This window comes from Micromonospora sp. WMMD1120 (assembly GCF_029626235.1).
Taxonomy (GTDB): Bacteria; Actinomycetota; Actinomycetes; order Mycobacteriales; family Micromonosporaceae; genus Micromonospora.
This window is the reverse complement of record NZ_JARUBO010000005.1, coordinates 306,380-331,118: the sequence shown is the minus strand read 5'-3', so window position 1 is coordinate 331,118 and position 24,739 is coordinate 306,380. Positions and strand designations below refer to the sequence as shown.

The 24,739-nt window shown below is 73.1% G+C and carries 20 protein-coding genes; 7 read left to right on the top strand and 13 right to left on the bottom strand.

Features of this window, described 5'->3' with window-relative positions; genetic code table 11:
• Nucleotides 1-67 precede the first annotated feature (67 nt).
• A complete protein-coding gene (gene glnA, locus O7634_RS01545; protein WP_278148389.1) occupies nucleotides 68-1,492 on the bottom strand; it encodes a type I glutamate--ammonia ligase in 1,425 nt (474 codons plus the stop codon).
• A 263-nt stretch (nucleotides 1,493-1,755) separates the two neighbouring features.
• On the opposite strand from glnA, the gene O7634_RS01540 reads away from it, so the two are divergent.
• A complete protein-coding gene (locus O7634_RS01540) occupies nucleotides 1,756-2,154 on the top strand; it encodes an RDD family protein (protein WP_278148388.1) in 399 nt (132 codons plus the stop codon).
• Between the two features lie 282 nt (nucleotides 2,155-2,436).
• On the opposite strand, the gene O7634_RS01535 is transcribed toward O7634_RS01540, so the two are convergent.
• Nucleotides 2,437-3,123 (bottom strand): DUF4191 domain-containing protein, encoded by a 687-nt coding sequence (locus O7634_RS01535; RefSeq protein ID WP_278148387.1) that lies wholly within the window; start codon nucleotides 3,121-3,123, stop codon nucleotides 2,437-2,439.
• 206 nt (nucleotides 3,124-3,329) lie between these two features.
• Between O7634_RS01535 and O7634_RS01530 the strand changes: the two genes are divergently transcribed.
• Both O7634_RS01530 and O7634_RS01525 read left to right on the top strand, forming a co-directional pair.
• Entirely contained in the window at nucleotides 3,330-3,500 is a 171-nt protein-coding gene (locus O7634_RS01530) for a hypothetical protein (protein WP_278148386.1), read from the top strand.
• Between the two features lie 158 nt (nucleotides 3,501-3,658).
• On the top strand, nucleotides 3,659-6,550 hold the full coding sequence (locus tag O7634_RS01525; RefSeq protein ID WP_278148385.1) for a helix-turn-helix transcriptional regulator: 2,892 nt from the start codon (nucleotides 3,659-3,661) through the stop codon (nucleotides 6,548-6,550).
• Nucleotides 6,551-6,610: 60 nt separating this feature from the next.
• Here the strand turns inward: O7634_RS01525 and O7634_RS01520 are convergent, their stop codons facing one another.
• Both O7634_RS01520 and lipA read right to left on the bottom strand, forming a co-directional pair.
• The gene (locus O7634_RS01520; protein ID WP_278148384.1) at nucleotides 6,611-8,308 is read right to left on the bottom strand and encodes a hypothetical protein; all 1,698 of its coding nucleotides are present in this window, start codon (nucleotides 8,306-8,308) and stop codon (nucleotides 6,611-6,613) included.
• A gap of 56 nt (nucleotides 8,309-8,364) precedes the next feature.
• A complete protein-coding gene (gene lipA, locus O7634_RS01515) occupies nucleotides 8,365-9,360 on the bottom strand; it encodes a lipoyl synthase (RefSeq protein ID WP_278148383.1) in 996 nt (331 codons plus the stop codon).
• 442 nt (nucleotides 9,361-9,802) lie between these two features.
• On the opposite strand from lipA, the gene aspS reads away from it, so the two are divergent.
• Nucleotides 9,803-11,089 (top strand): aspartate--tRNA(Asn) ligase, encoded by a 1,287-nt coding sequence (aspS, locus tag O7634_RS01510; RefSeq protein WP_278148382.1) that lies wholly within the window; start codon nucleotides 9,803-9,805, stop codon nucleotides 11,087-11,089.
• A gap of 45 nt (nucleotides 11,090-11,134) precedes the next feature.
• Here the strand turns inward: aspS and O7634_RS01505 are convergent, their stop codons facing one another.
• The 4 genes from O7634_RS01505 to O7634_RS01490 all read right to left on the bottom strand — a co-directional run bounded on the left by O7634_RS01505 (nucleotide 11,135) and on the right by O7634_RS01490 (nucleotide 15,504).
• Nucleotides 11,135-11,527 (bottom strand): VOC family protein, encoded by a 393-nt coding sequence (locus O7634_RS01505; protein WP_278148381.1) that lies wholly within the window; start codon nucleotides 11,525-11,527, stop codon nucleotides 11,135-11,137.
• A 52-nt stretch (nucleotides 11,528-11,579) separates the two neighbouring features.
• Nucleotides 11,580-12,221, bottom strand: a complete 642-nt coding sequence (gene lipB, locus O7634_RS01500; protein ID WP_278148380.1) for a lipoyl(octanoyl) transferase LipB — start codon at nucleotides 12,219-12,221, stop codon at nucleotides 11,580-11,582.
• Nucleotides 12,222-12,290: 69 nt separating this feature from the next.
• Nucleotides 12,291-13,583 carry a hypothetical protein gene (locus O7634_RS01495; RefSeq protein ID WP_278148379.1) on the bottom strand — a complete coding sequence of 431 codons (1,293 nt, stop codon included), beginning with the start codon at nucleotides 13,581-13,583 and terminating at the stop codon, nucleotides 12,291-12,293.
• Nucleotides 13,584-13,671: 88 nt separating this feature from the next.
• Nucleotides 13,672-15,504, bottom strand: a complete 1,833-nt coding sequence (locus O7634_RS01490) for a DUF2079 domain-containing protein (RefSeq protein WP_278148378.1) — start codon at nucleotides 15,502-15,504, stop codon at nucleotides 13,672-13,674.
• Between the two features lie 210 nt (nucleotides 15,505-15,714).
• Between O7634_RS01490 and O7634_RS01485 the strand changes: the two genes are divergently transcribed.
• Nucleotides 15,715-16,938 carry a PHB depolymerase family esterase gene (locus tag O7634_RS01485; RefSeq protein WP_278148377.1) on the top strand — a complete coding sequence of 408 codons (1,224 nt, stop codon included), beginning with the start codon at nucleotides 15,715-15,717 and terminating at the stop codon, nucleotides 16,936-16,938.
• Nucleotides 16,939-17,091: 153 nt separating this feature from the next.
• On the opposite strand, the gene O7634_RS01480 is transcribed toward O7634_RS01485, so the two are convergent.
• Both O7634_RS01480 and O7634_RS01475 read right to left on the bottom strand, forming a co-directional pair.
• Nucleotides 17,092-17,991 (bottom strand): TIGR01777 family oxidoreductase, encoded by a 900-nt coding sequence (locus O7634_RS01480; RefSeq protein WP_278148376.1) that lies wholly within the window; start codon nucleotides 17,989-17,991, stop codon nucleotides 17,092-17,094.
• Between the two features lie 193 nt (nucleotides 17,992-18,184).
• Complete coding sequence (locus tag O7634_RS01475) at nucleotides 18,185-19,174, bottom strand: aldo/keto reductase (protein WP_278148375.1); 990 nt, start codon at nucleotides 19,172-19,174, stop codon at nucleotides 18,185-18,187.
• Between the two features lie 56 nt (nucleotides 19,175-19,230).
• Between O7634_RS01475 and O7634_RS01470 the strand changes: the two genes are divergently transcribed.
• Complete coding sequence (locus O7634_RS01470; RefSeq protein WP_278148374.1) at nucleotides 19,231-19,611, top strand: MerR family transcriptional regulator; 381 nt, start codon at nucleotides 19,231-19,233, stop codon at nucleotides 19,609-19,611.
• 139 nt (nucleotides 19,612-19,750) lie between these two features.
• Here the strand turns inward: O7634_RS01470 and O7634_RS01465 are convergent, their stop codons facing one another.
• Together O7634_RS01465 and O7634_RS01460 are read right to left on the bottom strand one after the other, a co-directional pair.
• On the bottom strand, nucleotides 19,751-20,248 hold the full coding sequence (locus tag O7634_RS01465) for a hemerythrin domain-containing protein (RefSeq protein ID WP_278148373.1): 498 nt from the start codon (nucleotides 20,246-20,248) through the stop codon (nucleotides 19,751-19,753).
• A gap of 129 nt (nucleotides 20,249-20,377) precedes the next feature.
• Nucleotides 20,378-21,715, bottom strand: a complete 1,338-nt coding sequence (locus O7634_RS01460; RefSeq protein WP_278148372.1) for a low temperature requirement protein A — start codon at nucleotides 21,713-21,715, stop codon at nucleotides 20,378-20,380.
• Nucleotides 21,716-21,855: 140 nt separating this feature from the next.
• On the opposite strand from O7634_RS01460, the gene O7634_RS01455 reads away from it, so the two are divergent.
• Nucleotides 21,856-22,791, top strand: coding sequence for an SDR family NAD(P)-dependent oxidoreductase (locus tag O7634_RS01455; protein WP_278148371.1), 936 nt, complete (start codon nucleotides 21,856-21,858; stop codon nucleotides 22,789-22,791).
• 92 nt (nucleotides 22,792-22,883) lie between these two features.
• On the opposite strand, the gene sucB is transcribed toward O7634_RS01455, so the two are convergent.
• Complete coding sequence (gene sucB, locus O7634_RS01450) at nucleotides 22,884-24,725, bottom strand: 2-oxoglutarate dehydrogenase, E2 component, dihydrolipoamide succinyltransferase (RefSeq protein ID WP_278148370.1); 1,842 nt, start codon at nucleotides 24,723-24,725, stop codon at nucleotides 22,884-22,886.
• Nucleotides 24,726-24,739: the final 14 nt, after the last annotated feature.

Genomic DNA, 24,739 nt, shown 5'->3' with positions numbered 1-24,739 from the left:
CGCGATCGCGAAGCCGGCCCGGCCGGTGGTGCGGTGACTGCTCGGCAGTCGTCCTGCGTCTGACTGCTCAGCAGTCGAAGTACATGGCGAACTCGTGCGGGGTCGGACGCAGGCGGACCGGGTCGACCTCGTTGGCGCGCTTCCAGTCGACCCAGGTGGAGATCAGGTCGGGGGTGAAGACGCCGCCGTCGAGCAGGTAGTCGTGGTCGGCCTCGAGGGAGTCGAGCACGGCCGGCAGCGAGCCGGGGACCTGCTTGACGTCGCCCCACTCCTCCGGCGGGAGGTCGTAGAGGTCCTTGTCGATCGGCGTCGGCGGCTCGATCTTGCTCTTGATGCCGTCCAGGCCGGCCATCATCATCGCGGAGAAGGCGAGGTAGACGTTCGCCGACGGGTCGGGCACGCGGAACTCGACGCGCTTGGCCTTCGGGTTGCTGCCGGTGACCGGGATGCGGGTGCACGCGGAGCGGTTGCGCTGCGAGTAGACCAGGTTGACCGGCGCCTCGAAGCCCGGCACCAGGCGGCGGTACGAGTTGACCGTCGGGTTGGTGAAGGCCAGCAGCGACGGCGCGTGGTGCAGCAGGCCACCGATGTACCAGCGGGCGGTGTCGGACAGGCCGGCGTAACCGGTCTCGTCGTAGAACAGCGGCTCGCCGTTGAGCCAGAGGCTCTGGTGGGTGTGCATGCCGGAGCCGTTGTCGCCGAAGAGCGGCTTGGGCATGAACGTGGCGGTCTTGCCGTTGGCCCAGGCCTCGTTCTTCACGATGTACTTGAAGAGCTGGAGCTGGTCGGCGGCGTGCAGCAGCGTGGAGAACTTGTAGTTGATCTCGGACTGGCCGGCGGTGCCCACCTCGTGGTGCGAACGCTCCACGGTGAACCCGGTGTCGACGAGCCGGCGCACGATCGAGTCGCGCAGGTCGGCGTAGTGGTCGACCGGCGGGACCGGGAAGTAGCCGCCCTTGTACGCGGTCTTGTAGCCGCGGTTGCCACCGGCCTCCTCGCGGCCGGTGTTCCAGGCGCCCTCGATCGAGTCGATGTAGTAGAACGACTGGTGCGCGGAGGTCTCGTGGCGGATCGAGTCGAAGATGTAGAACTCCGCCTCGGCGCCGAAGTAGGCGGTGTCGGCGATGCCGCTGGCCGCGAGGTACGCCTCGGCCTTCTTCGCCACGTTGCGCGGGTCGCGGGTGTAGGCCTCACGCGTGAACGGGTCGTGGATGAAGAAGTTGAGCGCGAGGGTCTTCTGCGCGCGGAACGGGTCGATGAACGCGGTGGCGACGTCCGGGAGCAGGAGCATGTCCGACTCGTGGATCGCCTGGAAGCCGCGGATCGACGAGCCGTCGAACGCGAGGCCGTCGGTGAAGAGGTCGTCGTTGACGGACTCGACCGGCAGGTTGAAGTGCTGCATCACGCCGGGCAGGTCACAGAAACGCACGTCGACGAACTTCACGTCCTCGTTCTTGAGGTAGCGCAGCAGTTCCTCGGGATTGGCGAACACACATCCTCCTGGCACGTCCACGGGGTGGCTAGGCTTCTGGCGACGCTATGGCCGGGGGGTTGCCCAGCCGTGTCTCCGTTGTTTCTGCCGTGTTACGTCCCTCGCGGAGCGTCGGCGACGCTCCTGTCCACGCCTCCGGCTCGCCACGAGCGGCGTACCGACTGGGCCAGTCTAATGACATCTGATGCCTTTAGCCTGAATCGGCACACAGCGGCGGTGGTGCCGGACGACCTCTCGCCGCCGCGCGGATACCCTTGACCGCTGTGACCAATCCGTACGCCCCGGCAGCCCCGGCCACCGACCCGACCTTCACCCCGCCGAGCCTCGGCCGGCGGTTCGGAGCGCTGATCGTCGACTGGGTGCTCTGCCTGCTGGTGTCCAACTTCTTCGCCGACCCGGTCCGCGACGGATGGGCGCCGGTGCTGGTGCTGGTCCTGGTGTACGGCGTCTTCCTCGGCCTGTTCGCCCAGACGCCGGGCATGTACATCACCAAGATCCGCTGCCTCAACTGGCACGACGGTGGCCGGATCGGTGTGCTCCGGGGGTTGATCCGGGGCCTGCTGCTGGCCCTCGTCGTCCCCGCGCTGATCATGGACGAGCACCGCCGCGGCCTGCACGACAAGCTCGCCGACTCGGTCATCGTCGACGCGCCCCGAGGCTGAACCGCCCCGCCCGCGCCCGCGCTGCGGAGAGAACCGCGCTGCGGGGAGAACCGCGCTGCGGGGAGAACCGCGCTGCGGGGAGAACCGCGCTGCGGGGAGAACCGCGCCGATCTTGCGGTTTCTGTTGTCGCTATGAGCAGATGCACCCCCTTTGTCGGGACAGAAAGTGCAAGATCGCGGGGGTGCGGCGCAAGATCGCGGGGGTGCGGCGGGGCGCGGCGGGGTGTTACGACGAGAGCCGGACCTGAGGGGTCCGGCTCTCGTGGTCGTACACCTGGGGGGTCAGCGGCCCCGCGACTGGCGGAAGGCGCCTGGCGGCCGCATGTTCTTCGGGATCGCGCCCTTGGGCATCTGCGGACGGGCGGTGAGCGCCTTGAGACGCTTGTCCAACGAGTTGACGTCCTTGCCGGAGAGCGCGCGGGGCAGGCGCAGCAGCGTCGTGCGGAGCTTGCGGATCGGCAGCTCGCCCTCCTCCTGCCCGATCACGTAGTCGTGCAGGGGAGCGGAGCCGATCACCTTCGACAGCCGCCGCTTCTCCTGGCCGAGCAGGCCGCGCACCCGCTGCGGGTTCCCCTCGGCCAGCAGGATCACGCCCGGACGGCCGATCACCAGGTGGACCATGTCCATCTGGGTGGTCGAGCTGACCGCCGGGGTCACCCGCCAGTCACCGCGCATGTTCTCCATGATCTGCGCCGCCGCGCCGGGTTGCCCCTCGGCGGCGTTCATCATCGCCTTGTTGGACCGCAGGTTGAGCACGATCAGCACCGCGAGCAGGGTGAACAGGATGCCCAGCGGCAGCCAGATCCAGCTCCAGAGGATGACCGCGACCACGGTGAGGGCGAGCGGGATGAGCACCGCGCCGGCGAGCAGCGGCGCGAACCACCGGTCCTGCTTGGCGGTGAACTGGAACACCATCCCGATCTGCTTCAGCCGTTGGCCGAACGAGACCTTCTCCTGGGGCTTTGCCATGTCGCAGAGTCTAGTGGTCGTCGCACGCCCCGTTGATCCGCGTCCGGGTGCCGGCCGGCTGAGTACCTTACGCCGCCGCGGGCGTCCGGCCGGCGCGGGTAAGGAGGGTGCCGCCGGGGAAGATGAGGCGCTGTCCCCATGCCCGGTCGGGGCCTTCACGCGAAGAGTCATCAGCAGAAGACGACGACGCGACGAAGGGGCCTGACATGTTCGGCAACGACGCGGAATTCCTGCTCACGCTGCACCGTACCCACGCCGCCGAGCTGCGCGCCGAGGTGGCCGCCGACCGACTCGCCCGGTCGCTGCCCCGCTCCGGTGGCCGCGGCTGGCTGGGTCGGCGCAGGCCGACCGGTCGCACCGGCGACGCCCGCCGGTGACCGCGCCGGCCACGGCAACCGCACGAGCCACCGCCGCGGCGGACGCCGCCCGTACGGCAGCTGCCATGCCGTCGGGTCGGCCCGTGCCGGCCCCGCCGCCCGACCACGGGGCGAGCGGCGGGGCCGGCGGCGGGGCCCGTCATGGCATGCTCGAACACGTGACAGTACGAGCCGCCAGCTCCGTCCTCGTCGGGCGGCACCGCGAGATCGCCGCGCTGCGCGAGGCGCTGGGCCGGGTGCGGGCGGGGGAGCCGACGACGGTGCTGGTCGGCGGCGAGGCGGGCGTGGGCAAGACGCGCCTGCTGGAGGAGTTCGCCGGTGGCGCGACCGGTGGCGGGGCGCGGGTGCTCGTCGGTCAGTGCCTGGAGTTGGGCGAGGCGGGCCTGCCGTTCGCCCCGTTCGCCGCCGCGTTACGGGCGGTGCTGCGCGCCGACGGTCCCGAGGTCTTCGCCGGCTACGAGGCGGAGTTCGCGCCGTTGCTGCCGGAGCTGGGTCGGGCCTCGGCGGCCGTCACCCGTCGTACGGTCCCGCTCAGCGACGCCCCGCGCGGCTACCTGTTCGACCTGGTTGCCGAGCTGTTCCAGCGGTTGGCCGACGCCCGCCCGTTGGTGCTCGTCATCGAGGACCTGCACTGGGCCGACCGGTCCACCCGGGACCTGATCGGGTTCCTGGTGCGGGCGGCGCGGCCGGCGCGGCTGCTGCTGGTCTGCACCTACCGCACCGACGAGTTGCAGCGGGGACACCCGTTGCGCCCGTTCCTCGCCGAGCTGGACCGGGCCCGCGGTGTGCAGCGGGTGGAGCTGGGGCGACTGGACCGCGACGGCACCGGCGCGATCCTCGCCGACCTGTTCGGCGCCGAACCGCCGGCCCGCGCGGTCGACGACGTGCACGAGCGCACCCAGGGCAACCCGTTCTTCATCGAGGAGTTGGCCGCCGCCGGTGACCCGATCGGCTGCGTGGCGATTCCCGAGACGCTGCGCGACCTGTTGCTGGCCCGGGTGGACAAGCTGCCCGAGCCGAGCCAGCGGGTCCTGCGGATCGCGGCCGCCGGCGGCACCCGTTTCGCCCACGACCTGCTCGCCGAGGTGGCCGGCCTGCCCGAGGCCGAGCTGGAGGACGCGTTGCGCGCCGCCGTCGCCGCCCAACTGGTCGTGGCCGACCGGGACGGTGACTACGAGTTCCGGCACGCGCTGGTCCGCGAGGCCGTGCACGACGAGCTGCTGCCCGGCGAGCACGCCCGGCTGCACGCCCGCTTCGCCGCCGCCATCGAGGCCCAGCCGCACCTGGTCGCCGCCGGCCTGGCCCCGACCGAGATCGCCCATCACTGGCACGCCGCGCACGACCACCCCCGGGCCCTCGTCGCCGCCCGGGTCGCGGCCTGCGCCGCCGCCGAGCGGTACGCGTACGCCGAGCAGCGCCGGCTGCTGGAGCGGGCGCTGGAGCTGTGGGAGCTGGTGCCCGACGCCGCCGCCCTGCTCGGCATGGACCACCTGGCGCTGCTGGAGCAGACCCTGGACGCCGCCGTCATCGCCGGCGACTTCAGCCGGGCCATCACCCTGACCCGGGCCGGACTGGCCGAGGTGGACGCCGACGCCGCGCCGCTGCGCGCCGCCCGCCTGCTGGACCAGCGGGGTCGCCTGCTGGCCCTGCTCGGCAAGAGCGACGGCCGGAAGGAGTTGGACGAGGCGTACCGGTTGGCGTCCGGCGGCCCGCCCGGAGTGGAGCGGGTGCGGCTGCTCGCCGACATCGCCACCCACCTGGTCAAGATAGATCCGGCGGAGGCGGCCCGGGTGGCCGCCGAGGCGACGGCGGACGCGGAGGCGATCGGCGAGGAGCTGATCCTGCTGCCGACGCGGATCGCCCTGCTCTGCCACCAGGAGTGGCAGGAGCACGGGCTGGCCGAGCTCGACCGGGCCGAGGCCGTCGCCCGCGCGTCCGGCGACACGTCGGCGCTCGTGCTGGCCAAGGTGTTCCAGTCCGACGTGCTCTGCGAGCTGGGTCGCTACGCCGAGTCCGCGCAGGCCGCCGAGGCCGGCGTCGCGGAGGCGCGGCGGGTGGGCATCAGCCGCTCCACCGGGGCGTACCTGCTCTCCAACCGGGCGGAGGCGCTGATCGCGCTGGGGCGGTGGGACGACGCCGAGGCGGTCCTCGCGGAGGCCGCCCGGATCGACCTGCCCGGCGTCACCGGACTGCACTGGCTCCAACTGGGCGCCGGTCTGCGATTGGCCCGCGGCCACCCGGGCGCGGACGAGCTCGTCGACCGGGCGCTCGCCTTCCTCGGCCGGCCCTACCTGTGGCCGAACCACCGCCTGCCCCTGCGCGAGCTGGCGATCGAGGCGGCGCTGGCCACCGACGACAAGGTCGAGGCGGTCCGCGCGGCCCGCGTCGCGGTGGCCGACGAGCGCCTCCCGCGGTTGCCCCGGGAGGGGTGGCCGGTGCTCAGCGCCGCCGCGCGTACCGCGAACCGGGTGGCCGACCGGGAACTGGCCGGCTCGGTCGCGGCGCTCGCCGCCGACCTGCCCGCCCGGCACCCCGCGGCCCGGGCGCACGCCGCCCAGGTCACCGCGCTGCTCGCGGCCGGCGACCGGGTGCTGTGCACCTGGCGTACGGCGGTCGAGGCGTGGCGGGCCGACGGGCAGCCGTACCCGTTGGGCCGCGCGTTGCTGGCCCTGGCCGAGGCGAGCGCCGCGGCCGGGGAGCGCGACGAGACGGCGGCGGCGGTCACCGAGGCCATTGAGATCGCCCGGCGTCTGGGCGCGGCGCCGCTGCTGGAGGGGGCCCGCACCCTGGCCCGACGCGTCGGCCTGCGCGGCACCGACGGGGGCGGCGCGGGCTCCGATCTGCTGACCGCCCGCGAGCGGGAGGTGCTGCGGTTGGTCGCCGAGGGGCACAGCAACAGCCGGATCGCCGAGCGGCTGTTCATCTCACCGAAGACGGCGAGCGTGCACGTGTCCCGGATCATCGCCAAGCTCGGCGTGACCAACCGGGTGGAGGCCGCCGCCGTGGCCCACCGCCTCGGCCTGCTCGCCGACCCCAGCGGGCCGGGCTGACCGCCGGCTGACGGTGCCGTCGGCCGGGCCGGCGCGCGGCGTGGGGGAGGGACGCGGGGGTCAGCGCGGCAGGTAGATCCGCCAACCGTCGATGGTGACCAGGTCGAGGTCGGCCGGCCCGGGGCCGTGGCGTGCGTCGAGCGCGGCGGCCAGCGGCGAACCGGTCGGCGCGACCCAGGCGGGCGCGGCGGCGCGGTCCACCTCACGGCGGTAGCCGGGGTAGCGGTCGAAACCGGGGCGCAGCCCGTCGTCGACGACGGCGCAGACCACCCGCTCGGCGCTGGCGAAGGTGAGCCGGTTGCAGGTCCAGTAACCCGCGCGCACGTGGCGTACGCCGAGCTGACGCAGGGTGCGCACCAACTCGGCGTGCCGTGCCTCGGCGGCCCGGGTCGCGGGCGCGGTCTCCGCGGCGCGCCAGGTGGCGTGCGCGGCGGTGCCCAGCGTGGCGGCGAGCACCGCCCACGCGGCCGTACGGACCAGCCGGGCCCCGAGGGCGCGCGGTGCGGACGCTGGCCGGGGCAGGGCGGCACGGGCCACCGTCCACACCGGCCAGAGCAGCGCCGGCAGGGAGAGGAGCAGGCAGGACAGGTAGCGGGCACTCTCCACCGGGGTGAGCCCGGCGGAGCTGCTCACCGTGTACGCCCCGAGGGTGCCCACCGCGGCCACCGTCAGCGCCAGCCGGACCGCGCCCGCCACCCGGGGCGACACCCTGCCGACGCCGTCAGCGCCCTCAGCGCCGTCAGGGCCGTCAGGGCCGGCGGGGCTGGCGGGCGCGGCAGGGCCGGCGGGTACGGCGGGGCGGCGCAGCGCCCGCCAGGCGGTGACGGCCGCGGCGACCAGCAGCAGCGGCAGCGCCAGCGACCACCACAGTTGCCAGGTGGCGCACCGACCGGGAGCGCAGAAGCCCAGGCCCAGGCTGGGGCCGAGGAGCAGACCGCCGTACAGCCGGTCCGCCCAGCCGGCGGCGGCGTTCGCGCCGCTGGCGGCGAGCACGGCGGTCAGCGGGTTCCGCCCGTTGAGCAGGCTGTGCAGCAGCAGCGGCGCGGCCCCCAGCACGGCCGTCGCCCCGAGCACCGCACCGGCCGCTCCGCGCAGCTCGCGACGGCAGAACCCGACGAGCACCGCCCCGGTCGCCACGACGTACGGCAGCACGAGCGGGTCGACCCAGAGCATCAGCCCGGCCAGCGACCCCCATGCCGCCCAGCGCGCCAGCCGCCACCGCGACCGGCCGGTGGCCAGGTCCACGGCGAGCACGGCCAGCGCCGCCCCGGCGGCGTTCATCTCGGGGTAGCCGCCGCCGGCGATCAGCTGGTTCTTGACCACCCGGTCCGAGCCGAGGGCGAGCAGCGCCACCACCAGCAGCCCGAACCACCGGTCCCCGGTCAGCCGCAGCGTCAGTCGCCAGGTCAACAACAGGAACACCGCGTACAGCGCCAGGGTGGGCAGCCGTAGGCCGAGCAGCGAAGGCCCACCGGTCACGGCGAACACCGGCGCGGCCAGGTACGCCTCGAGCGTGCCCATGTACTGCTGGCCGTAGAACCAGACCGGGAAGTCCTCGCCCCTGGCGATGTGCAGCGCGGCCAACCCCATGGTGGCCTCGTCGCTGTTCGTCGGTGGGGTGGCGTACGCCAGCAGCCAGAGCCGGTAACCCACCCCGGCGAGGACGGCCAGTCCGGTGAGCCAACCGACCAGGCCGGCGGGCGTGCCGGGGCGCGGCGCGTCCGCGCCGCGCGGCTGCTGGCGTACCCCGAGGGTCATCGCACGATCATGACACCCGGACGTCGGGCGGCCGCGCGACGCCGCCGGGGCGGTCGTCAGCCGGCGGTGACCACCGAGGCGGCGGCGCGGGCGTCGATGGCCTGCTGGTAGAGCCGGCCGGCGCGGTACGACGAGCGGACCAGCGGCCCGCTCATCACCCCGGCGAAGCCGATCTCCTCGGCCTCCTCGCGCAGCTCCACGAACTCCTCCGGCTTGACCCAGCGGGTCACCGGGTGGTGCCGGGGCGAGGGGCGCAGGTACTGCGTGATGGTGATCAGCTCACAGCCGGCCTCGTGCAGGTCGCGCAGCGCCTGCGAGACCTCGGCCCGTTCCTCGCCCATGCCCAGGATGAGGTTGCTCTTGGTGACCAGGCCGTCGGCGCGCGCCTGCCGGATCACGTCGAGGGAGCGCTCGTAGCGGAACGCCGGCCGGATCCGCTTGAAGATGCGCGGCACCGTCTCCACGTTGTGGGCCAGCACCTCCGGGCGGGAGCCGAACACCTCGGCCAACTGCTCGGGAACCGCGTTGAAGTCCGGGATCAGCAGCTCGACGCCGCAGCCGGGCTGGAGCGCGTGGATCTGGCGGACGGTCTCGGCGTACAGCCAGGCGCCGCCGTCGGGCAGGTCGTCCCGGGCGACGCCGGTGATGGTGGCGTAGCGCAGCCCCATCGAGACGACCGACTCGGCGACGCGCCGCGGCTCGTCGGCGTCGAACTCGGCCGGCTTGCCGGTGTCGATCTGGCAGAAGTCACAGCGTCGGGTGCACTGGTCACCGCCGATGAGGAAGGTCGCCTCGCGGTCCTCCCAACACTCGTAGATGTTGGGGCAGCCGGCCTCCTGGCAGACGGTGTGCAGCCCTTCCCGGGTGACGAGCCCGCGAAGCTGGGTGTACTCCGGGCCCATCTTGGCCTTGACCTTGATCCACGGCGGTTTGCGCTCGATCGGCGTCTCGGCGTTGCGCGCCTCGATCCGCAGCAGACGCCGCCCCTCGGGGGCCGCCGTTGCGGTACGCGCTGCCTGGCCGGTCGTCGGCGCGGAGTGCTCGATCGTCACGAAAACGAGCCTACGCCGGACGGCGGGCGTCTATGTGCGTCGGGCGACCGGCGTCACGCCGCAAACCTTGTGACGCCGGACACCGGCCCGTCGAAAAATGGCGTCACACGCGTGGTCGTCTCGTGTTAACGTCCCCGCCAACAGCGACGACGGAGCCGAGTAGCCCCCAACCCCGCCAGAGCAGAGAGCCGCCGGTGCTGAGAGGCGGTCTGGCGCCGGGGTGCGAAGACCCTCCCGAGCTGCGGGAAGAACGGCGGAGACGCCCAGTAGATCCCGCCCGGTTGGCCCCGGTCATCAGGCGACGAACGAGGTCCCCGCTCCGGCGGGGGCGAAGGTGTGGTGGCACCGCGAGGTTCCCGCTCGCCCACACCTCCCTGGGGCTGACGCGACGCATCGCCTCCCCCGGGCGGCGACGGCGTGGCGATCGACCGAGGAGTCCGCCATGCAACGAATCCTGTCCCACCACCTGGCCGACCACGTCGGCTCGACGGTGCGCATCGCCGGCTGGGTGCACCGACGCCGACTGCTCAAGTCGGTGGCCTTCCTGATCGTGCGCGACGCCGCCGGCCTGGCCCAGGTGGTCGTGACCGACCCGACCGTCCGCGCCGAGCTGGAGAAACTGACCGAGGAGACGGTCGTCGAGGTGGTCGGCACGGCCACGCCGAACACCACGGCGCCCGCCGGGGTCGAGCTGACCGCTCCGACGGTACGTCCACTCGGGCCACCCGCCGTGCCGCCCCCGTTCGACCTGTACCGGCCGGTGCTCACCGCGAGCCTGCCCACCCAGCTGGACCACGCGCCCGCCGCGTTGCGACACCCCACCCGGTCGGCCGCGCTACGGATCTCGGCGGCGGCGGTGGGCGGCTTCCGGGCCGCGCTCGACGCGCTCGCCTTCGTGGAGGTGCACACCCCGAAGGTGGTCAGCTCCAGCACCGAGAGCGGGGCGAACGTGTTCGCCCTGGACTGGTTCGGTCGGCCCGCGTACCTGGCCCAGTCGCCGCAGTTCTACAAGCAGTTGATGGTCGGTGTCTTCGAACGCGTCTACGAGGTGGGGCCGGTCTTCCGGGCCGAGCCGCACGACACCGTCCGTCACCTCGCGCAGTACACGTCGCTCGACGCGGAGGTGGGTTTCGTCGCCGACCACCGGGACGTCATGCGGGTGCTGCGCGACACGGTGGCCGGAATGCTGGACGCGGTCGGCGAGCGGGCCGGCGGGGCACTGGCCACGCTCGGCGTCACGCCACCGGCGGTGCCGGCGGAGATTCCGGCGGTGCACTTCACCGAGGCGCTGACGATCGCCGGCGCGCCCGCCGACGAGCCGGACCTCGCGCCCGCCCACGAACGGGCGCTGGGCGAGTGGGCCCGTCGCGAGCACGGCTCGGACTTCGTCTTCGTCACCGGCTACCCGATGGCGAAACGCCCGTTCTACACCCACCCGGACCCGGCGCGGCCCGCGTACTCGAACGGGTTTGACCTGCTCTTTCGTGGTCTGGAGCTGGTCACCGGCGGGCAGCGGCTGCACCGGCACGCCGACTACCTGGCGGCGTTGGCGGCCCGGGGCGAGTCGCCCGAGCCGTACGCCGGTTACCTGGACGCGTTCCGGCACGGCATGCCGCCGCACGGCGGCTTCGCCATCGGCCTGGAACGGTTCGTGGCCCGGCTGGTCGGCGCGACCAACATCCGGGAGGTCACCGCGTTCCCGCGCGACCTGCACCGGCTGACGCCGTAGGGCCCGCCCTGCCGGCCCACCCGACGGGGTGGGCCGGCAGCGGGCTCAGGCGGGGCCGAGCAGGTCCCAGAGGTTGCCGGCGATGTCGCGGAAGACAGCGACCCGGCCGTACGGCTCGGTGCGTGGCGGCTTGACGAACTCGACGTGCGTCTCGACCATCCGGCGGTACGCGGCGTCGAAGTCGTCGACCTGGAGGAAGAACCCGACGCGGCCGTGGGTCTGGTCGCCCACCGCGGCCTGCTGCCGCTCGCCGTCGGCGCGGGCCAGCAGCAACCCGGTGCCACCGCCCGGCGGGCGGACCACCACCCAGCGCTTCGGCCGCCCGTCGTTGGTCAGCGACGGCGAGTCCTCGGCCAACTCGAAGCCGAGCGCCTCGGTGAAGAAGGCGATGGCCGGGTCGTACTCGGTGACGACAACGGTGATGAGGTCGATGTGCATTGCACCGAGGGTAGGCCGACCCGCGGTCACCCCGGCACGCGGCCGGATCCGCTCAGAGCGTGACGAGGGTGGCGAGGCGTCGCTCGACCACCGGGAGCACGTCGGCGACGCTGATCGGGCGGCCCAGCTCGGCGGTGAGCGAGGTGACGCCGGCGTCCCGGATGCCGCACGGCACGATGCGGTCGAAGTGGGTGAGGTCGCAGTCGCAGTTGATCGAGAAGCCGTGCAGGGTGACGCCCCGGGCCACCCGGATGCCGATGGCGGCCACCTTGCGGGCCGGCCCCCGGTCGTCAGCGGGCACCCAGACCCCGCTGCGCCCCTCGACCCGGCCGGCGGTCAACCCGAACTCGGCGCACACGTCGATGAGCAGCTCCTCGGTGCGGCGCACGTAGGCGACCACGTCCACCGGGTCGGGCAGGCGCAGGATCGGGTAACCGACGAGCTGCCCCGGCCCATGCCAGGTGATCTTGCCGCCGCGGTCCACGTCGACGACCGGGGTGCCGTCCATCGGCCGATCCCACGGCTCGGTGCGCTTACCGGCCGTGTAGACGCTCGGATGCTCCAGCAGCAGCACTGTGTCGCCGCGCTCGCCGGCCACCACCGACTCGTGCAGGCGCCGCTGCTCGTCCCAGGCGGCCTGGTAGTCGAGCAGGCCGGCACGGACGGCCGTCAGGCCGGGGGTCGTCGTCGTCACGTCCCCAGGGTAGTCCGGTCGGCGGTGACCAGCCCTGGTGAGTCGCCTCACCAGTGGCCTGGTCACGCGTCAGGTCCAGGGTGCCGGGGTGGTGGTCGGTGTCGTCGCCGAACCCCGGCGACGGCGGACGCGGCGCAGGACCAGGACGACGGCGAGCAGGACCGGCGCGGCCAGCGCCAGGTAGCACCAGAGCGGCGCGGCGAACGGCGACGGTCGGCGCTCCGGCCCACCGAAGGCGTACCGGCGCAGCAGGTCCCCCGGCACCGCCAGGTCGGTCGACCCGGGCGGGCCGGTCACCAGCACCTCCCGGGCCCCTCCGTCAGACAGCACGGCGAGCGTGGCCCGGCGGTCCGTGTCGGCCTCGGTCCCGCTCACGTGCCGCACCACCGGGTCGGCGCCGCGCCAGCCGACGATGCTGTTGACGCCGGCGGCGAGCGGAAGCGGCTGACCGACGGCGCGGCCGGAGGTGGCGTCGACGAACTCGATCCGCCAGCGGCGTGCTTCGATCTGCTCCACGGCGCAGCGCGGGCCGGCGCAGCCGTCGAAGGCGAGCAACGCGATCCGCCCGTTGTCGGGGTGCCAGGCGGCCGGCCCGGCGAGCATCCGGCGGTCGCCCAGGTCGAGGTGCCAGCGGGGGCCGCCGCCGTTCGGGTCGACCACCACCAGGCGCTGGCGCTCGGCGAGCAACGCGGGCTCGTCGGGCGGACCGGCCACCGCGACCAGGTCGCCGGTCGACGACCAGGCCGCACCGTGGTGCGCGGCGAAGACGCCGGCGGCGACCACCTGCTCGGTTCCCCGGTACGGATCGACGACGAGCAGGTCGTCGGGCTTCTCCGGGTCGTTGAGCTGCTGGTTGTCCGGCCCGAAGCTGATCACGTCGTCGTCGTTGCTGCGGGTGCCGAGCACCCGTCGCCCGTCCGGCGACCAGTCGAAGAGGCTCACCCCGTCGGTCATGGCCCGGCGCTGGCGGCCGGTGGTGAGGTCCAGCAACTCGCCGGTCTGCGGTCGCAGGTAGTGCCGCCCGTCGGGGGAGACCAGCCCGTGCCCCTCGCCGACGCGCAACGGAATGAGCCGGTAGCCGCCGTCGCGGCCCACCAGCACACCTGTCGACTCGAAGTAGCGGGTCCGGGGGGTGAAGAAGACCAGCGCGGCGGGCCCGGCCGGGCGCTGCCCGACGGTGGCCTGCCACAACCACGGGTTGTGCGCGGCGGTCGGCACCGACGCGGCTGCCGTGCGGTCGGCCGCCGTGGTGGACGGGTGACTCGCCGCCGTTGCCGTTGCCGCGGGCGCGCTGAGCGCCAGCACCGCCAGCGCGACCCCGATGGTTGCCCCGCGCCGCGGTCGCCCGCCCGTCGTCCCCATCGCACCATTAGACGCGACGGTGCGCCGATCAGGATGCCCCGGCGGGCGGCGCACCTGTCGGCTGGCGGTGCACCTGTCGGCCGGTGGTCTACCTGTCGGCCGGTGGGATGCGCCAGAGCCAGACGTCGTCGACCCGTTCCGGTTCGCCGAACAGGCTGGTGGCGGTACGCCGCAGGGCCTCCTCGTCGACCTCGAACTTCGCGCCGTGCACCTGGTCGGCGAGCACCACCGTCTCGATCCGCCAGTGCCGCAGGTCCGACTGGACCTCCTGGATCGTCCCGTCGGTGATGATCGGCACCAGCCCGGTACGGCCGGCCTGGTCCATCAACGCACTGAGGGTGCGCGGCACCGGGCCGATCCGGCCCCGCCCGTCCGGCCCGCCGGGGCCGAGGAAGAAGCCGCCGGGGATCTCGAACTCGCCCTGCCGGTGCGACAACGCGTACGCCTGCCACCGTTGACCGTCCGGGTAGATGTCCACCGTCAGTGGCACCGGGGTGAGCACCCCGTCCGGCGAGACGTAGTCCCGCCACGTCCCGGAGGTGATGAAGCGGGGAATCGGCTCCCGCTCGTCGGTCAGCAGCGGGGTGGGCAGCAGCGGCACCAGGGCCACCGCGAACCCGAGCAGCCACGCCAGTTCGGTGGAGCGGTGCCGAGGTGGTGCGGCGCGCAACTGGTCGACGGCGTACGCCAGCAGCAGCCCGATCACCGGCGCGACAACGAGCGCCAGCCGGGCCGGTAGCGCGGCGTTCACCACCGGCAGTTGCCCCAGCAGGTCGAACGGCATGGGCAGGTCGGTCCGTCGCCCGTCGACCTTGGCCACCGGGCCGAAGGAGAGCACTGTGAAGACCACCGCGAGGACGCCCAGCGCCCAGAGCGTGGCCCGCCGGGCGGGGTCGGCCCGCCGCCAGAGCGCGACGAAGCAGACGACAGCGAGCACCAGCAACGGGATGCCGAAGAACGAGTTCTCCTCGGTCGGGTTCGGCGCCAGTGACGTGCCCAGCCCCGCCTCGCCGGCGAGCGATCGGCGCGGGAACGCGCCGAACGCCGCGATGTCCTCAGAATGGATCACCGGGTCGAAGCCGGTGCCGTGGAACCGTTGCGGCCCGGCGAAGTGCAGCCACAGCGGGTACGACAGCAGCACGCCGGCGACGACCGCGGTCACCCCGAGCCCGCGCAGGAAGGTGGGCAACACGGCACGCGCCTCGACCCGGTTCGTCGGGTGCGCCGCCCAGACGGCGACGAACACGCCGAGGGCCAGCGCGGTGAAGAACAGCCCCTCGGCGGCGATCGAGAAGGCCACCGCGACCAGCACGCCGAGGATCACCCCGTCGCGCAGCCAGTGCCCCGGTCGGCGCAGCGCGAACAGCCGCCAGATCAGCAGCGGGACCAACCAGCCGGCGGTCCAGTTCAGGTGCGCGTTGGCGTGCGACACCATGCCGGGGGAGTAGGCGATGAACAGTGCCCCGACCCCGGCTGCCAGCCGGCTGCGGACAAGCTGCCGGGAGAGCAGCCAGTACCAGGCCAGCGCCGTGGCGAACAGGTTCAGGGTGAGGATGACCAGGAACGTCGCCGGCGGCCCGATCAGGTACGTGAGCGGGGCGAAGACCACCGCGTACACCGTGATCGAGGTGTTGACCGCGAGGTTCACGCCGTCCGGGACGTTGATCAGGCTGGTGAAGAGCGGGTTGTCGCCGTGGGTGACAGCGTGCCCGCCGAAGGCCAGCAGCCACTCGAAGAGCGCCTGGTCACTGGAGTTGACGGTGATGGTGCGGGCGTTCGGGTCCCGCCACAGCCCACTGGTCACCCAGACGGCGAGCGCGAGCGCCACCAGCACGACGATCAGGTCGGCCCGGCGATCCCGGACGGCGCGCGGAGGTGACGCGGGGGCGGGCCCGGTGGCCAGCGACGGCGAGGATGGCACGCAGCGGACGTTACCAACCGGACCTGGACAGGCCGGTCAGACCGGCGGTTGTTCCGGGTGCCCCTTCCCGCACCGCTGGTCGACGGTCTGGCGTACACAACGGCTGCCGTGAATGTGTGAGATCGCCCCATGTCATGACGGCGACACATCGTCGTAACGTCTCGGCAACTCGACAGTGACCCAGTTCACAGTCCCCCTCAGGAGGCCGCCGTGCGCCGCTCCTCGTCCATCCTCACCCGGCTGATCGGTGCGGTCGCCGGCCTCGTCCTCGCCGCAGCGGGCGTGGTCGCCGTCGCCGCGCCCGCGCAGGCCGCCACGCTCACCCAGGTCACCGGGTTCGGCTCCAACCCGGGCAACCTCGCCATGTACGCCTACCGTCCGGACGGTCTGCCGGCGAACTCGCCGGCCGTCGTCCTGCTGCACGGCTGCGTGCAGAACGCGTCCGGCTACTTCGCCAACTCGGGCTGGCAGAAGTACGCCGACCAGTGGAAGTTCGCCCTGATCGTCGCCCAGCAGCCCTCCGGCAACAACGCCAACTCCTGCTTCAACTTCTTCGAGTCCGGGGACACCACCCGCGGCCAGGGCGAGGCGTTGTCGATCAAGCAGATGGTCGACCACGCCAAGGCGAACTTCGCCGTCGACGGCTCCCGGGTCTTCGTCAGCGGTCTCTCCGCTGGCGGGGCGATGAGCGCCGTCATGCTCGCCACCTACCCGGACGTGTTCGCCGCCGGATCGATCATCGCCGGCATCCCGTACCGCTGCGCCACCAGCATGGTCAACGCGTTCAGCTGCATGAACCCGGGCGCGGACAAGACCCCGGCCGCCTGGGGCGACCTGGTGCGCGGGGCGTACCCCGGCTACACCGGACCCCGGCCCCGGGTGGCCATCTGGCACGGCACCTCGGACACCACCGTCACCCCGCTCAACGGCACCGAGTCCCGCGACCAGTGGACCAACGTGCGGGGCGTGTCGCAGACCCCGACCAGCACCTCGTCGCTGCCCGGCAACACCAGGCTGGAGGTCTACGGCAACGACGTCGTCCGGCTCTACCGGATCTCCGGCATGGGCCACGGCACCCCCGTCGACCCGGGCTCCGGCGCCGACCAGTGCGGTACGGCCACCGCCTACTTCCTGGACACCATCTGCTCGACGTACCGGGACGCGCTCTTCTTCGGCCTGAACGGCGGCGGCGGCAACCCGACCCCGACGCCGACCCCGACGGCCACCCCCACCCCCACGCCGACCCCGACCCCGACCACGCCGCCGACCTGCGTGACCGCCAGCAACTACGCGCACGTGGCGGCCGGTCGGGCGTACCAGTCCGGCGGGTACGCCTACGCCAACGGCTCGAACCAGCGGATGGGCCTGTACAACACCTTCTACACCAGCACCCTCAAGCAAACCGCCCCCAACACCTGGGTACTAGGCTGCTAACCCCCTACCCCGCCCCCCTGCCCCCCTGCCCCCCTGCCCTGACCTCGTTGATCATGAAGTTATCGACACGACACGCCGAGGCGAGTGGCGATAACTTCATGATCAACGGGGCTATCTGGGGGTGGGGGCCTGGATGGGGTGGAGTGCGGGGGGTCAGGTGGTTAGGGCTGCTTGGAGGGCCTCGGGGAGGTGCTGGTGGTGGTAGGGGTAGGCGGCTCTGGTCAGCACGCCGGGGAGGACCCTTGTGCTCGTCAGGGCCTCGTGGGCGAAGCCGCCGAGGACCACCTTCAGCGCCAGGGCGGGGATCGGGATGATCGCCGGTCGGTGTAGCTGGCGGGCCAGCTCGCGGGTGAACTCGGCGTTCGTGACCGGGTTCGGGCCGACCACGTTGACCGGGCCGGCGATGTCGTCGCGGGTCAGCAGGAACACCGTCGCGTCCAGCCAGTCCGCCATCGAGATCCACGGCAGCCACTGTCGCCCGCTGCCCAGTCGACCGGCGATGCCCAGCTTGAACGGCAGCAACTGCGGCTTGAGCAGCCCGCCGTCACGGTGCAGCGGCAGGCCGGTACGCAGTCGAACCACGCGTACCCCGGCGTCCTCCGCCGGCCGGGTCGCGGCCTCCCACACCCGGCAGACGTCGGCCAGGAAGCCCTCGCCGGCCGGCGCGTCCTCCTCGACCGCCCGGTCGCCGGTGTTGCCGTACCACCCGACGGCCGAGGAGTTGAGCAGCGCCCGGGGCCGGTCGGCGACGGGGAGGGCGGCGATGGTGGTGGCCAGGGTGGTGGTGCTGTCCACCCGGCTGGTCCGGATCAGCCGCCGGTAGTCGTCGTCCCAGCGCTTGTCGCCGACGCCCGCGCCGGCCAGGTTGACCACCGCGTCCGCCTCGGCGACCACGCTCGGGTCGAGCTGCCCGGCGGCCGGGTCCCACTGCCGCTCGTCGGGGGTGCGCGGCCCTCGACGGACGAGCCGGACGACCTCGTGACCGTCCGTCCTCAACCGGTCGGCGAGCCGGGTGCCGAGGAAGCCGGACGCGCCGGCCAGAAGAATCCGCATACCCCCATCTTCGTCCACAGTGCCGTCCGTGGACGCGCCCCCGCCGCTCCCGCTCCCGCCGATCTTGCACATACTGTCGCGACACAACGGCATCAGAGGGGCAAAACGACAACAGCGAGTGCAAGATCGACGGGAGCGGGAGCGGGAGCGGGAGCGGGGGCGGGAGCGGGGGCGGGAGCGGGGGCGGGAGGGTTTAGGGGGTGCGTAGGTCTTTCAGGAGTCGCTCCACCTCGGCGTGGGACTCCGCGCTCAGGGGGCCGAGCGCCAGGGTCGCCAGGTTCTCCTCGGCCTGGGCCACGGTGCGCAGGCCGGGGATCGGGACGGTACGCGGGCTGCGGGTCAGCAGCCACCCCAGCGCGCCCTGCGCCAGGGTGCGCCCGTCGGCGGTGAGCGCCGCGCGAACCTGCTCGACACGGGCCGCCCAGCGCGGCGTCGGCCGGCCGTCGGTGAACCACTCGAGCCAATCCGGCGCCCGCCCGCGTACGTCGTCCGCCCCCACCGCCCGAGTCGACCCGGTGAGCAGCCCCATCGCCAGCGGTCCACGGTTGAGGCTGGCCAGGTCGTGCTTGTCGCAGACCGCCAGCACCGCCGCGTTGTCGCGCAGCACCGACTGGTCGTGCTGGATGGCGACGCAGTGCGGGCCGGCCGCCGCGAACGCCTCCGCCGAGGCCGGGTCGTCGGTGCTCCAGCCGTACGACCGGATCTTGCCCTGGTGGACCAGGTCCTCCAGGGTGTCGACCAGGTCGAGCGCGGCGGGCACCGGCAGCGCGTTGATGTGCAGTTGGTAGAGGTCGACGTAGTCGGTGCCGAGTCGGCGCAGCGAGTCGTCCAGGCTGCGGACCGCGAAGGCCGGGCTGGCGTCGGTGCCGAGGGCCCGCCGGGTGGCCTCCTCGCTGACGTTGCCGAACTTGGTGGCGATCACCACGCTGTCGCGTCTGCCCGCCAGCGCCCGACCGAGGACGCGTTCGCTGTGCCCCGCGCCGTAGTTGCTGGCCGTGTCGAAGAGGGTCACCCCGAGGTCGAGCGCACGGCGGATGGTGCGGATCGACTCGTCGTCGTCCACGTCGCCCCAGCCGAACGGCTGCCCCTCGGCACCCCAGAGCGGGCCGCCGATGGCCCAGCAGCCCATCCCGATCGCGCTCACCGTGATACCGCTGCGGCCCAGTGTCCGTGTCATCGTCATGGCCGCCACTTTCCAACCTGGAGCGCGCTCCAGGTCAAGCAGTAGCATCTCGCGACATGAGCGGTTACGCCCCCTCCGAGGCCGCCCGTCGCAGCGGCTTCAGCCTGGACACGCTGCGGTACTACGAGAGGATCGGCCTGCTCGCCGACGTGGAGCGCACGGCTGGTGGGCAGCGGGTCTTCACCGACGACGACCTCGGCTGGCTGGAGCTGTTCCGGTGCCTGCGGGACACCGGGATGCCGATCGCGCAGATGCGCCGCTACGCGCAGCTGGCCCGCGAGGGTGAGCAGACCGCTGCCGAGCGGTGCGCGCTGCTGCGCCACCACGCGGTCGGGGTCGAGGAGCAGATGGCGCTGCTCCAGCGCCAGTACGCCCACCTGCGGGAGAAGATCCGCTTCTACGAGCGGCAGCCCGGCGTCGCGCCCAGTGCCGAGTAGCCCAGTGCCGAGTAGCCCAGTGCCGAGTAGCCCGGCGACCGGGTGGCCCGGGGCTGGGTGACGCGGCCCGGCGCCGGAGGCCGAGCAGCCCAGGGCCGGGGCGGGCCGCGCAGGTCAGGGCCGGGGAAGGCCGCGCAGACTAGGGCCGGGGCAGGCCGAGGAGTTCCTCGGCTGTCCCGGCGCGGCCGGTGAGCGCGTTCAGCGCGGTGACGAGCCGCTTCTCCTCGTACCGGAAGTGCGTCTCGAGGATGGCGGCCAACCCGTCCAACTCGGCGCGCACCCGGCTCGGCGGTACCGCCGGGTCGCCGGTCAGCACCGTCTCGACCCGCCGCAGGATCCCCGCCACCACCTCGTGGTCGGCGATCAGGTTGTCGATGACCGGGCGCAGCTCGGGAATTTCCTCGGCCAGCAGCCGGAACGCGCCCGCGTCCTCGCCGGTGTGGTGCCGGCCCAGGGCGGCGCAGAAGGCGAGGCAGTGCGCCCGCAGGTCGCGGGAGGGCCGGGCGCCGTCCGGGGGGTTCGGGCTGTCCAGGCGCGCCCGGATGCGGGCCAGCGCCGTGCTGAGCCAGAGGTGGATCTCGATCATCTGATTGCCGACTGCGGCGAGCCGCCCGGTCGGCGTGTTGGTCGGGTGCACGTGCGTCCCATGTGGTCCCCGCGCCTCCATGCCCACGGCGGCCTTCGAGCCGGGTACACCGCGACGCTGCGCCGAAGTCTATCCGGACCGGACCGGCCGGTGAGGCCCCGCCGCGCGGACCTGTCGGCCTCACGGCGTGGTCGGCTCGTCCGTCTCCTGGACGTCGTGCCAGCGGGCCCGCCAGGCGGCCTCGTGGGCCTCGTGGGTGGTCCGCTCGTGGAAGACGGCGGCCCGGAGCGCGTGCCGGGAACCGGACATCACCACCACCTCCACTGCCACCAGGCTCACACAGATCACGGCGGCGAGGGTGAGCACGCCCAGCGCCGGCAGGTGCGCACCGATCGGAAGGGCCACCGTGAGCGCGACGATGACGCCGATCCTGGTCCAGCTGACGGTGCGCAGGGTGCGGAGCTGGAACAGCAGGTTGACCGCGAAGTAGCAGATCAGACCGCCGAAGAGCATCGGCACCGCCGGCCCCTCCATCTTCTCGGCGATCCCGCCGGCCGGGTCGGTGATCTCGTGCAGGATCTCCTCGTTGCCGATCGAGAACAGGATGATCCCGGCGATCATCGGCAGGTACGCGTACGCGTACGCGTCGCGCGCCATCGCCACCCGGGGCGCGCCCTCCGCCGCGTGCAGGGCGATCCGGGCGGCCGGACCGATGAAGTCGAAGTGCGCCCACCAGAGGGCGGCGGTGATCACGATGCCGAGCGCGGCGGCGGCCACCGCCGGCCAGGTGACCGGTTTGCCGAGCAGGTTGCCGCCCACGCCCGTGGAGATCACCGACTCGCCCAGCGCGATGATCAGGATGAGGTCGTACCGCTCGGTCCAGTGCTCCGCGCTGGTCACCCCCCAGCCCCAGGTGCCGACGATGAACCCGGTGGCGTACTGCACCACCACCACGGCGATCCACAGCCCGTCGCGAACCAGGGCGGCGTCGTCCGGGTCGGCGATCCGCGGGGGGATCAGCGCGGCGGCCAGCAGCAGCGCGATGCTCACCGCCAGCTCCGGGGCGAAGCGGCGTAGCTGCCGCCGCTGCTGCGGGCTGTCGCGCACCACGTGCTGGTACAGGATCATGTGTACGGCCCGAACCACGACGTAGCTGATGGCCACCAGCATCGGACCGGCGGCGCTGCCCTTCGGGTCGGCGAACGCCTGCGGCAGGGCCAGCGCGAACGCGAACAGCGCGACCATCGCGATCACCATGAGCACCGGCACGTAGCCCTCGCCGAGCCGGACCCGGGTGGCGACCAGGCTGTGCACCACCCAGATCCACCACAGCACGGCGAGCACCAGAGCGGCGTGCAGCAGTTGCCGACCGGTGATGTTCGCGGCGGTCGCCCGGGTGATGATGAAGAACGAGAAGACGAAGACCAGGTCGAAGAAGACCTCGAACTTGTCGACCCGGGCGCCGGGGGCGATCGGGACGGCCGGTCCCAGTTGCTTACCCCTGCGGTAGCCGCCCACGACCCCACTCTGGCAGTGTCCGGCCTGCTCGGAGGCCCGAACGGCGATGGCGGAGGGCTCCCGCGTTACCTTCCGCCCGAGCCGGGAAAGGCGAGACAGCACCGCCTGCGGTGGCACCCTATCCGGACGAAGGACTGACGATGACGACGAGCGACCCGATCAGCACACCCTTCACGCACGAATCGACAGGCATGGACGTGATCCGGGGCGTGGATCTCGTCGGCAAGCGCGCGATCGTCACCGGTGGCTCGTCCGGCATCGGCGTGGAGACCGCCCGCGCGTTGGCCAGCGCCGGCGCGCAGGTGACGCTGGCCGTCCGTAACCCCGACGCCGGTCACCGGGCGGCCGACGACATCACCGCCAGCACCGGTGACGACCGGGTGCTGGTCGCCCCGCTCGACCTTGCCGACCAGGGCTCGGTCGCCGACTTCGTCGCCAACTGGGACGGCCCGCTGCACATCCTGGTCAACAACGCCGGCATCATGGCCGCGCCGCTGTCGCGTACCCCGCAGGGCTGGGAGATGCAGTTCGCCACCAACCATCTGGGGCATTTCGCCCTCGCCACCGGGTTGCGCCCGGCCCTCGCGGCCGGGGACGGGGCGCGGATCGTCTCGGTCAGCTCCGCCGCCCACCTGCGCTCCCCGGTGGTCTTCGAGGACATCCAGTACGACCGCAGGGAGTACGACCCGTGGCAGGCGTACGGGCAGTCCAAGACGGCGAACGTGCTGTTCGCCGTGGAGGCGACCCGGCGCTGGGCCGACGACGGCATCTTCACCAACTCGCTGATGCCGGGGGCGATCCAGACCAACCTCCAGCGCTACGTCAGCGAGGAGGAGCTGAACCGGATGCGGGCCGGCAACGCGGCGGCCTGGAAGACCGTCGAGCAGGGTGCGGCCACGTCGGTGCTGGTCGCCGCCTCGCCGTTGCTCGACGGGGTGGGTGGACGGTACTTCGAGGACTGCCAGCAGGCCGCCCCGGCCCGACCCGGCGGGCGGACCGGCGTCGCGGAGTACGCGTTGGACCCGGAGGCCGCCGAGCGGCTCTGGCAGGTGTCCACCGCCCTGCTCAAGGGCTGACACCCGAGGACGCCGTGCCGGCTGACACCCGTGGAACGCAAAACGGGCGCCCCGGTCGTCGACCGGGGCGCCCGTCTCGCGGGTGCGGGGGATCAGGCCAGGCCCAGCTCCGACTCGAAGTTGCCGGCCTCCAGCCGCTCCTTCACCGCGGTGAGGAAGCGGGCCGCGTCGGCACCGTCGATCAGCCGGTGGTCGTAGGAGAGGGCCAGGTAGACCATCGACCGGACCGCGACGACCTCGCCCAGGTTCGGGTCGTTGACCACGACCGGCCGCTTGACCACGGCGCCCGTGCCGAGCATCGCCGACTGCGGCGACGGCACGATCGGGGTGTCGAAGAGCGCGCCCCGGCTGCCGGTGTTGGTCAGCGTGAACGTCGCCCCGGCGATCTCGTCCGGGCTGATCTTGTTGGTCCGGGTCCGCTCGGCCAGGTCGGCGACCCGCTTGGCGATGCCGCCCAGGTTGAGGTCACCGGCGTTGTGGATGACCGGCGTCAACAGCCCACGCTCGGTGTCCACGGCGATGCCGAGGTGCTCGGCCTCCGGGTAGGTGATCGTCCCGCCCTCGAGGTCCATCCGGGCGTTCACGACCGGGTAGGTCTGGAGCGCCTCGATCGCCGCGAGCGCGAAGAACGGCAGGAAGGACAGCTTCACGCCGTGCCGCTGGAGGAAGGAGTCCTTCGCCTGCGCCCGCAGCTTGGCGATCCGGGTGACGTCCACCTCGACCACGGTGGTGAGCTGCGCCATCTCGTGCAGCGACTCGTGCAGCCGGGTGGCGATGGCCTTGCGGATGCGCGGCAGCTTCTCGGTGGTGCCCCGCTTGCCGCTCGGCTGCGGCTTCGCGGCCGGCGCGGCAGTGGGCGCCGACGGCGCGGCGGCCTGCTGCGGCGCGGCGGGAGCGGCGGCGGCTGACTGCGCCTTCTCGGCGGCCTCCAGCACGTCCTGCTTGCGGATCCGGCCACCCACGCCGGTGCCGTTGAGCGTGGACAGGTCGACACCGTGCTCGGCGGCCAGCTTGCGCACCAGCGGGGTGACGTAGCCGGCACCCTCCTCGCCGCCACCCTGCGCCGGGGCCGACGGGCGCGGCGGCGTCGAGGCCGGCGCGGCCGGCTGCGCGGCCTGCTCGGTCTTCGCCGGCTGCGCCGAGCTCTCGGTCTCCGCGGCGGGCTCGTTGTAGGACATGCCCGGCGTCGGCTCCTCGACCTTCGGCGCGGGCGTCGGCTCGGCCTTCGGGGTCGGGGCGGCCTCCGCCTTCGGCTCGGGCTGCGGCTCCGGCTCGGCCTGCGCGGGGGCGCCACCGGCCGCACCGATGATCGCCAGGTCGGCGCCGACCGCGGCGGTCTCGTCCTCGGCGACCTTGATCTCGAGGACCGTGCCGGCGACCGGCGACGGGATCTCGGTGTCGACCTTGTCGGTGGAGACCTCCAGCAGCGCCTCGTCCACCTCGACGGTGTCGCCGACCTGCTTCAGCCAGCGGGTCACCGTACCCTCGGTGACGCTCTCGCCCAGGGCCGGCATCTTCACCGCGGTGCCCTCGCCCGACGAGGCGGCGGCCGGAGCCGGCGTCTCGGCCGGGGCCTCGTCCTGGGCCACCTCGTCGGCGGTGCCCTCGGCGGCGGCCGTCGGCTCGGCGGCCGGCTCGACCGACTCGGCCGGGGCCTGCTCCTGCCCGGCGGCCTCGCCACCGCCGGTCGACTCGCCCTCACCGGCGATGACGGCCAGCTCGCTGCCCACCTCGGCGGTCTCGTCCTCGCCGACCACGATCCGGCTCAGCACGCCCGCCGCGGGCGACGGGATCTCGGTGTCGACCTTGTCGGTCGAGACCTCGAGCAGGGGCTCGTCGACCTCGACAGTGTCGCCCTCCTGCTTGAGCCAGCGCGTGACGGTGCCCTCGGTGACGCTCTCGCCGAGCCGGGGCATGGTGACCGATACCGGCATGTTCTCCAGACTCC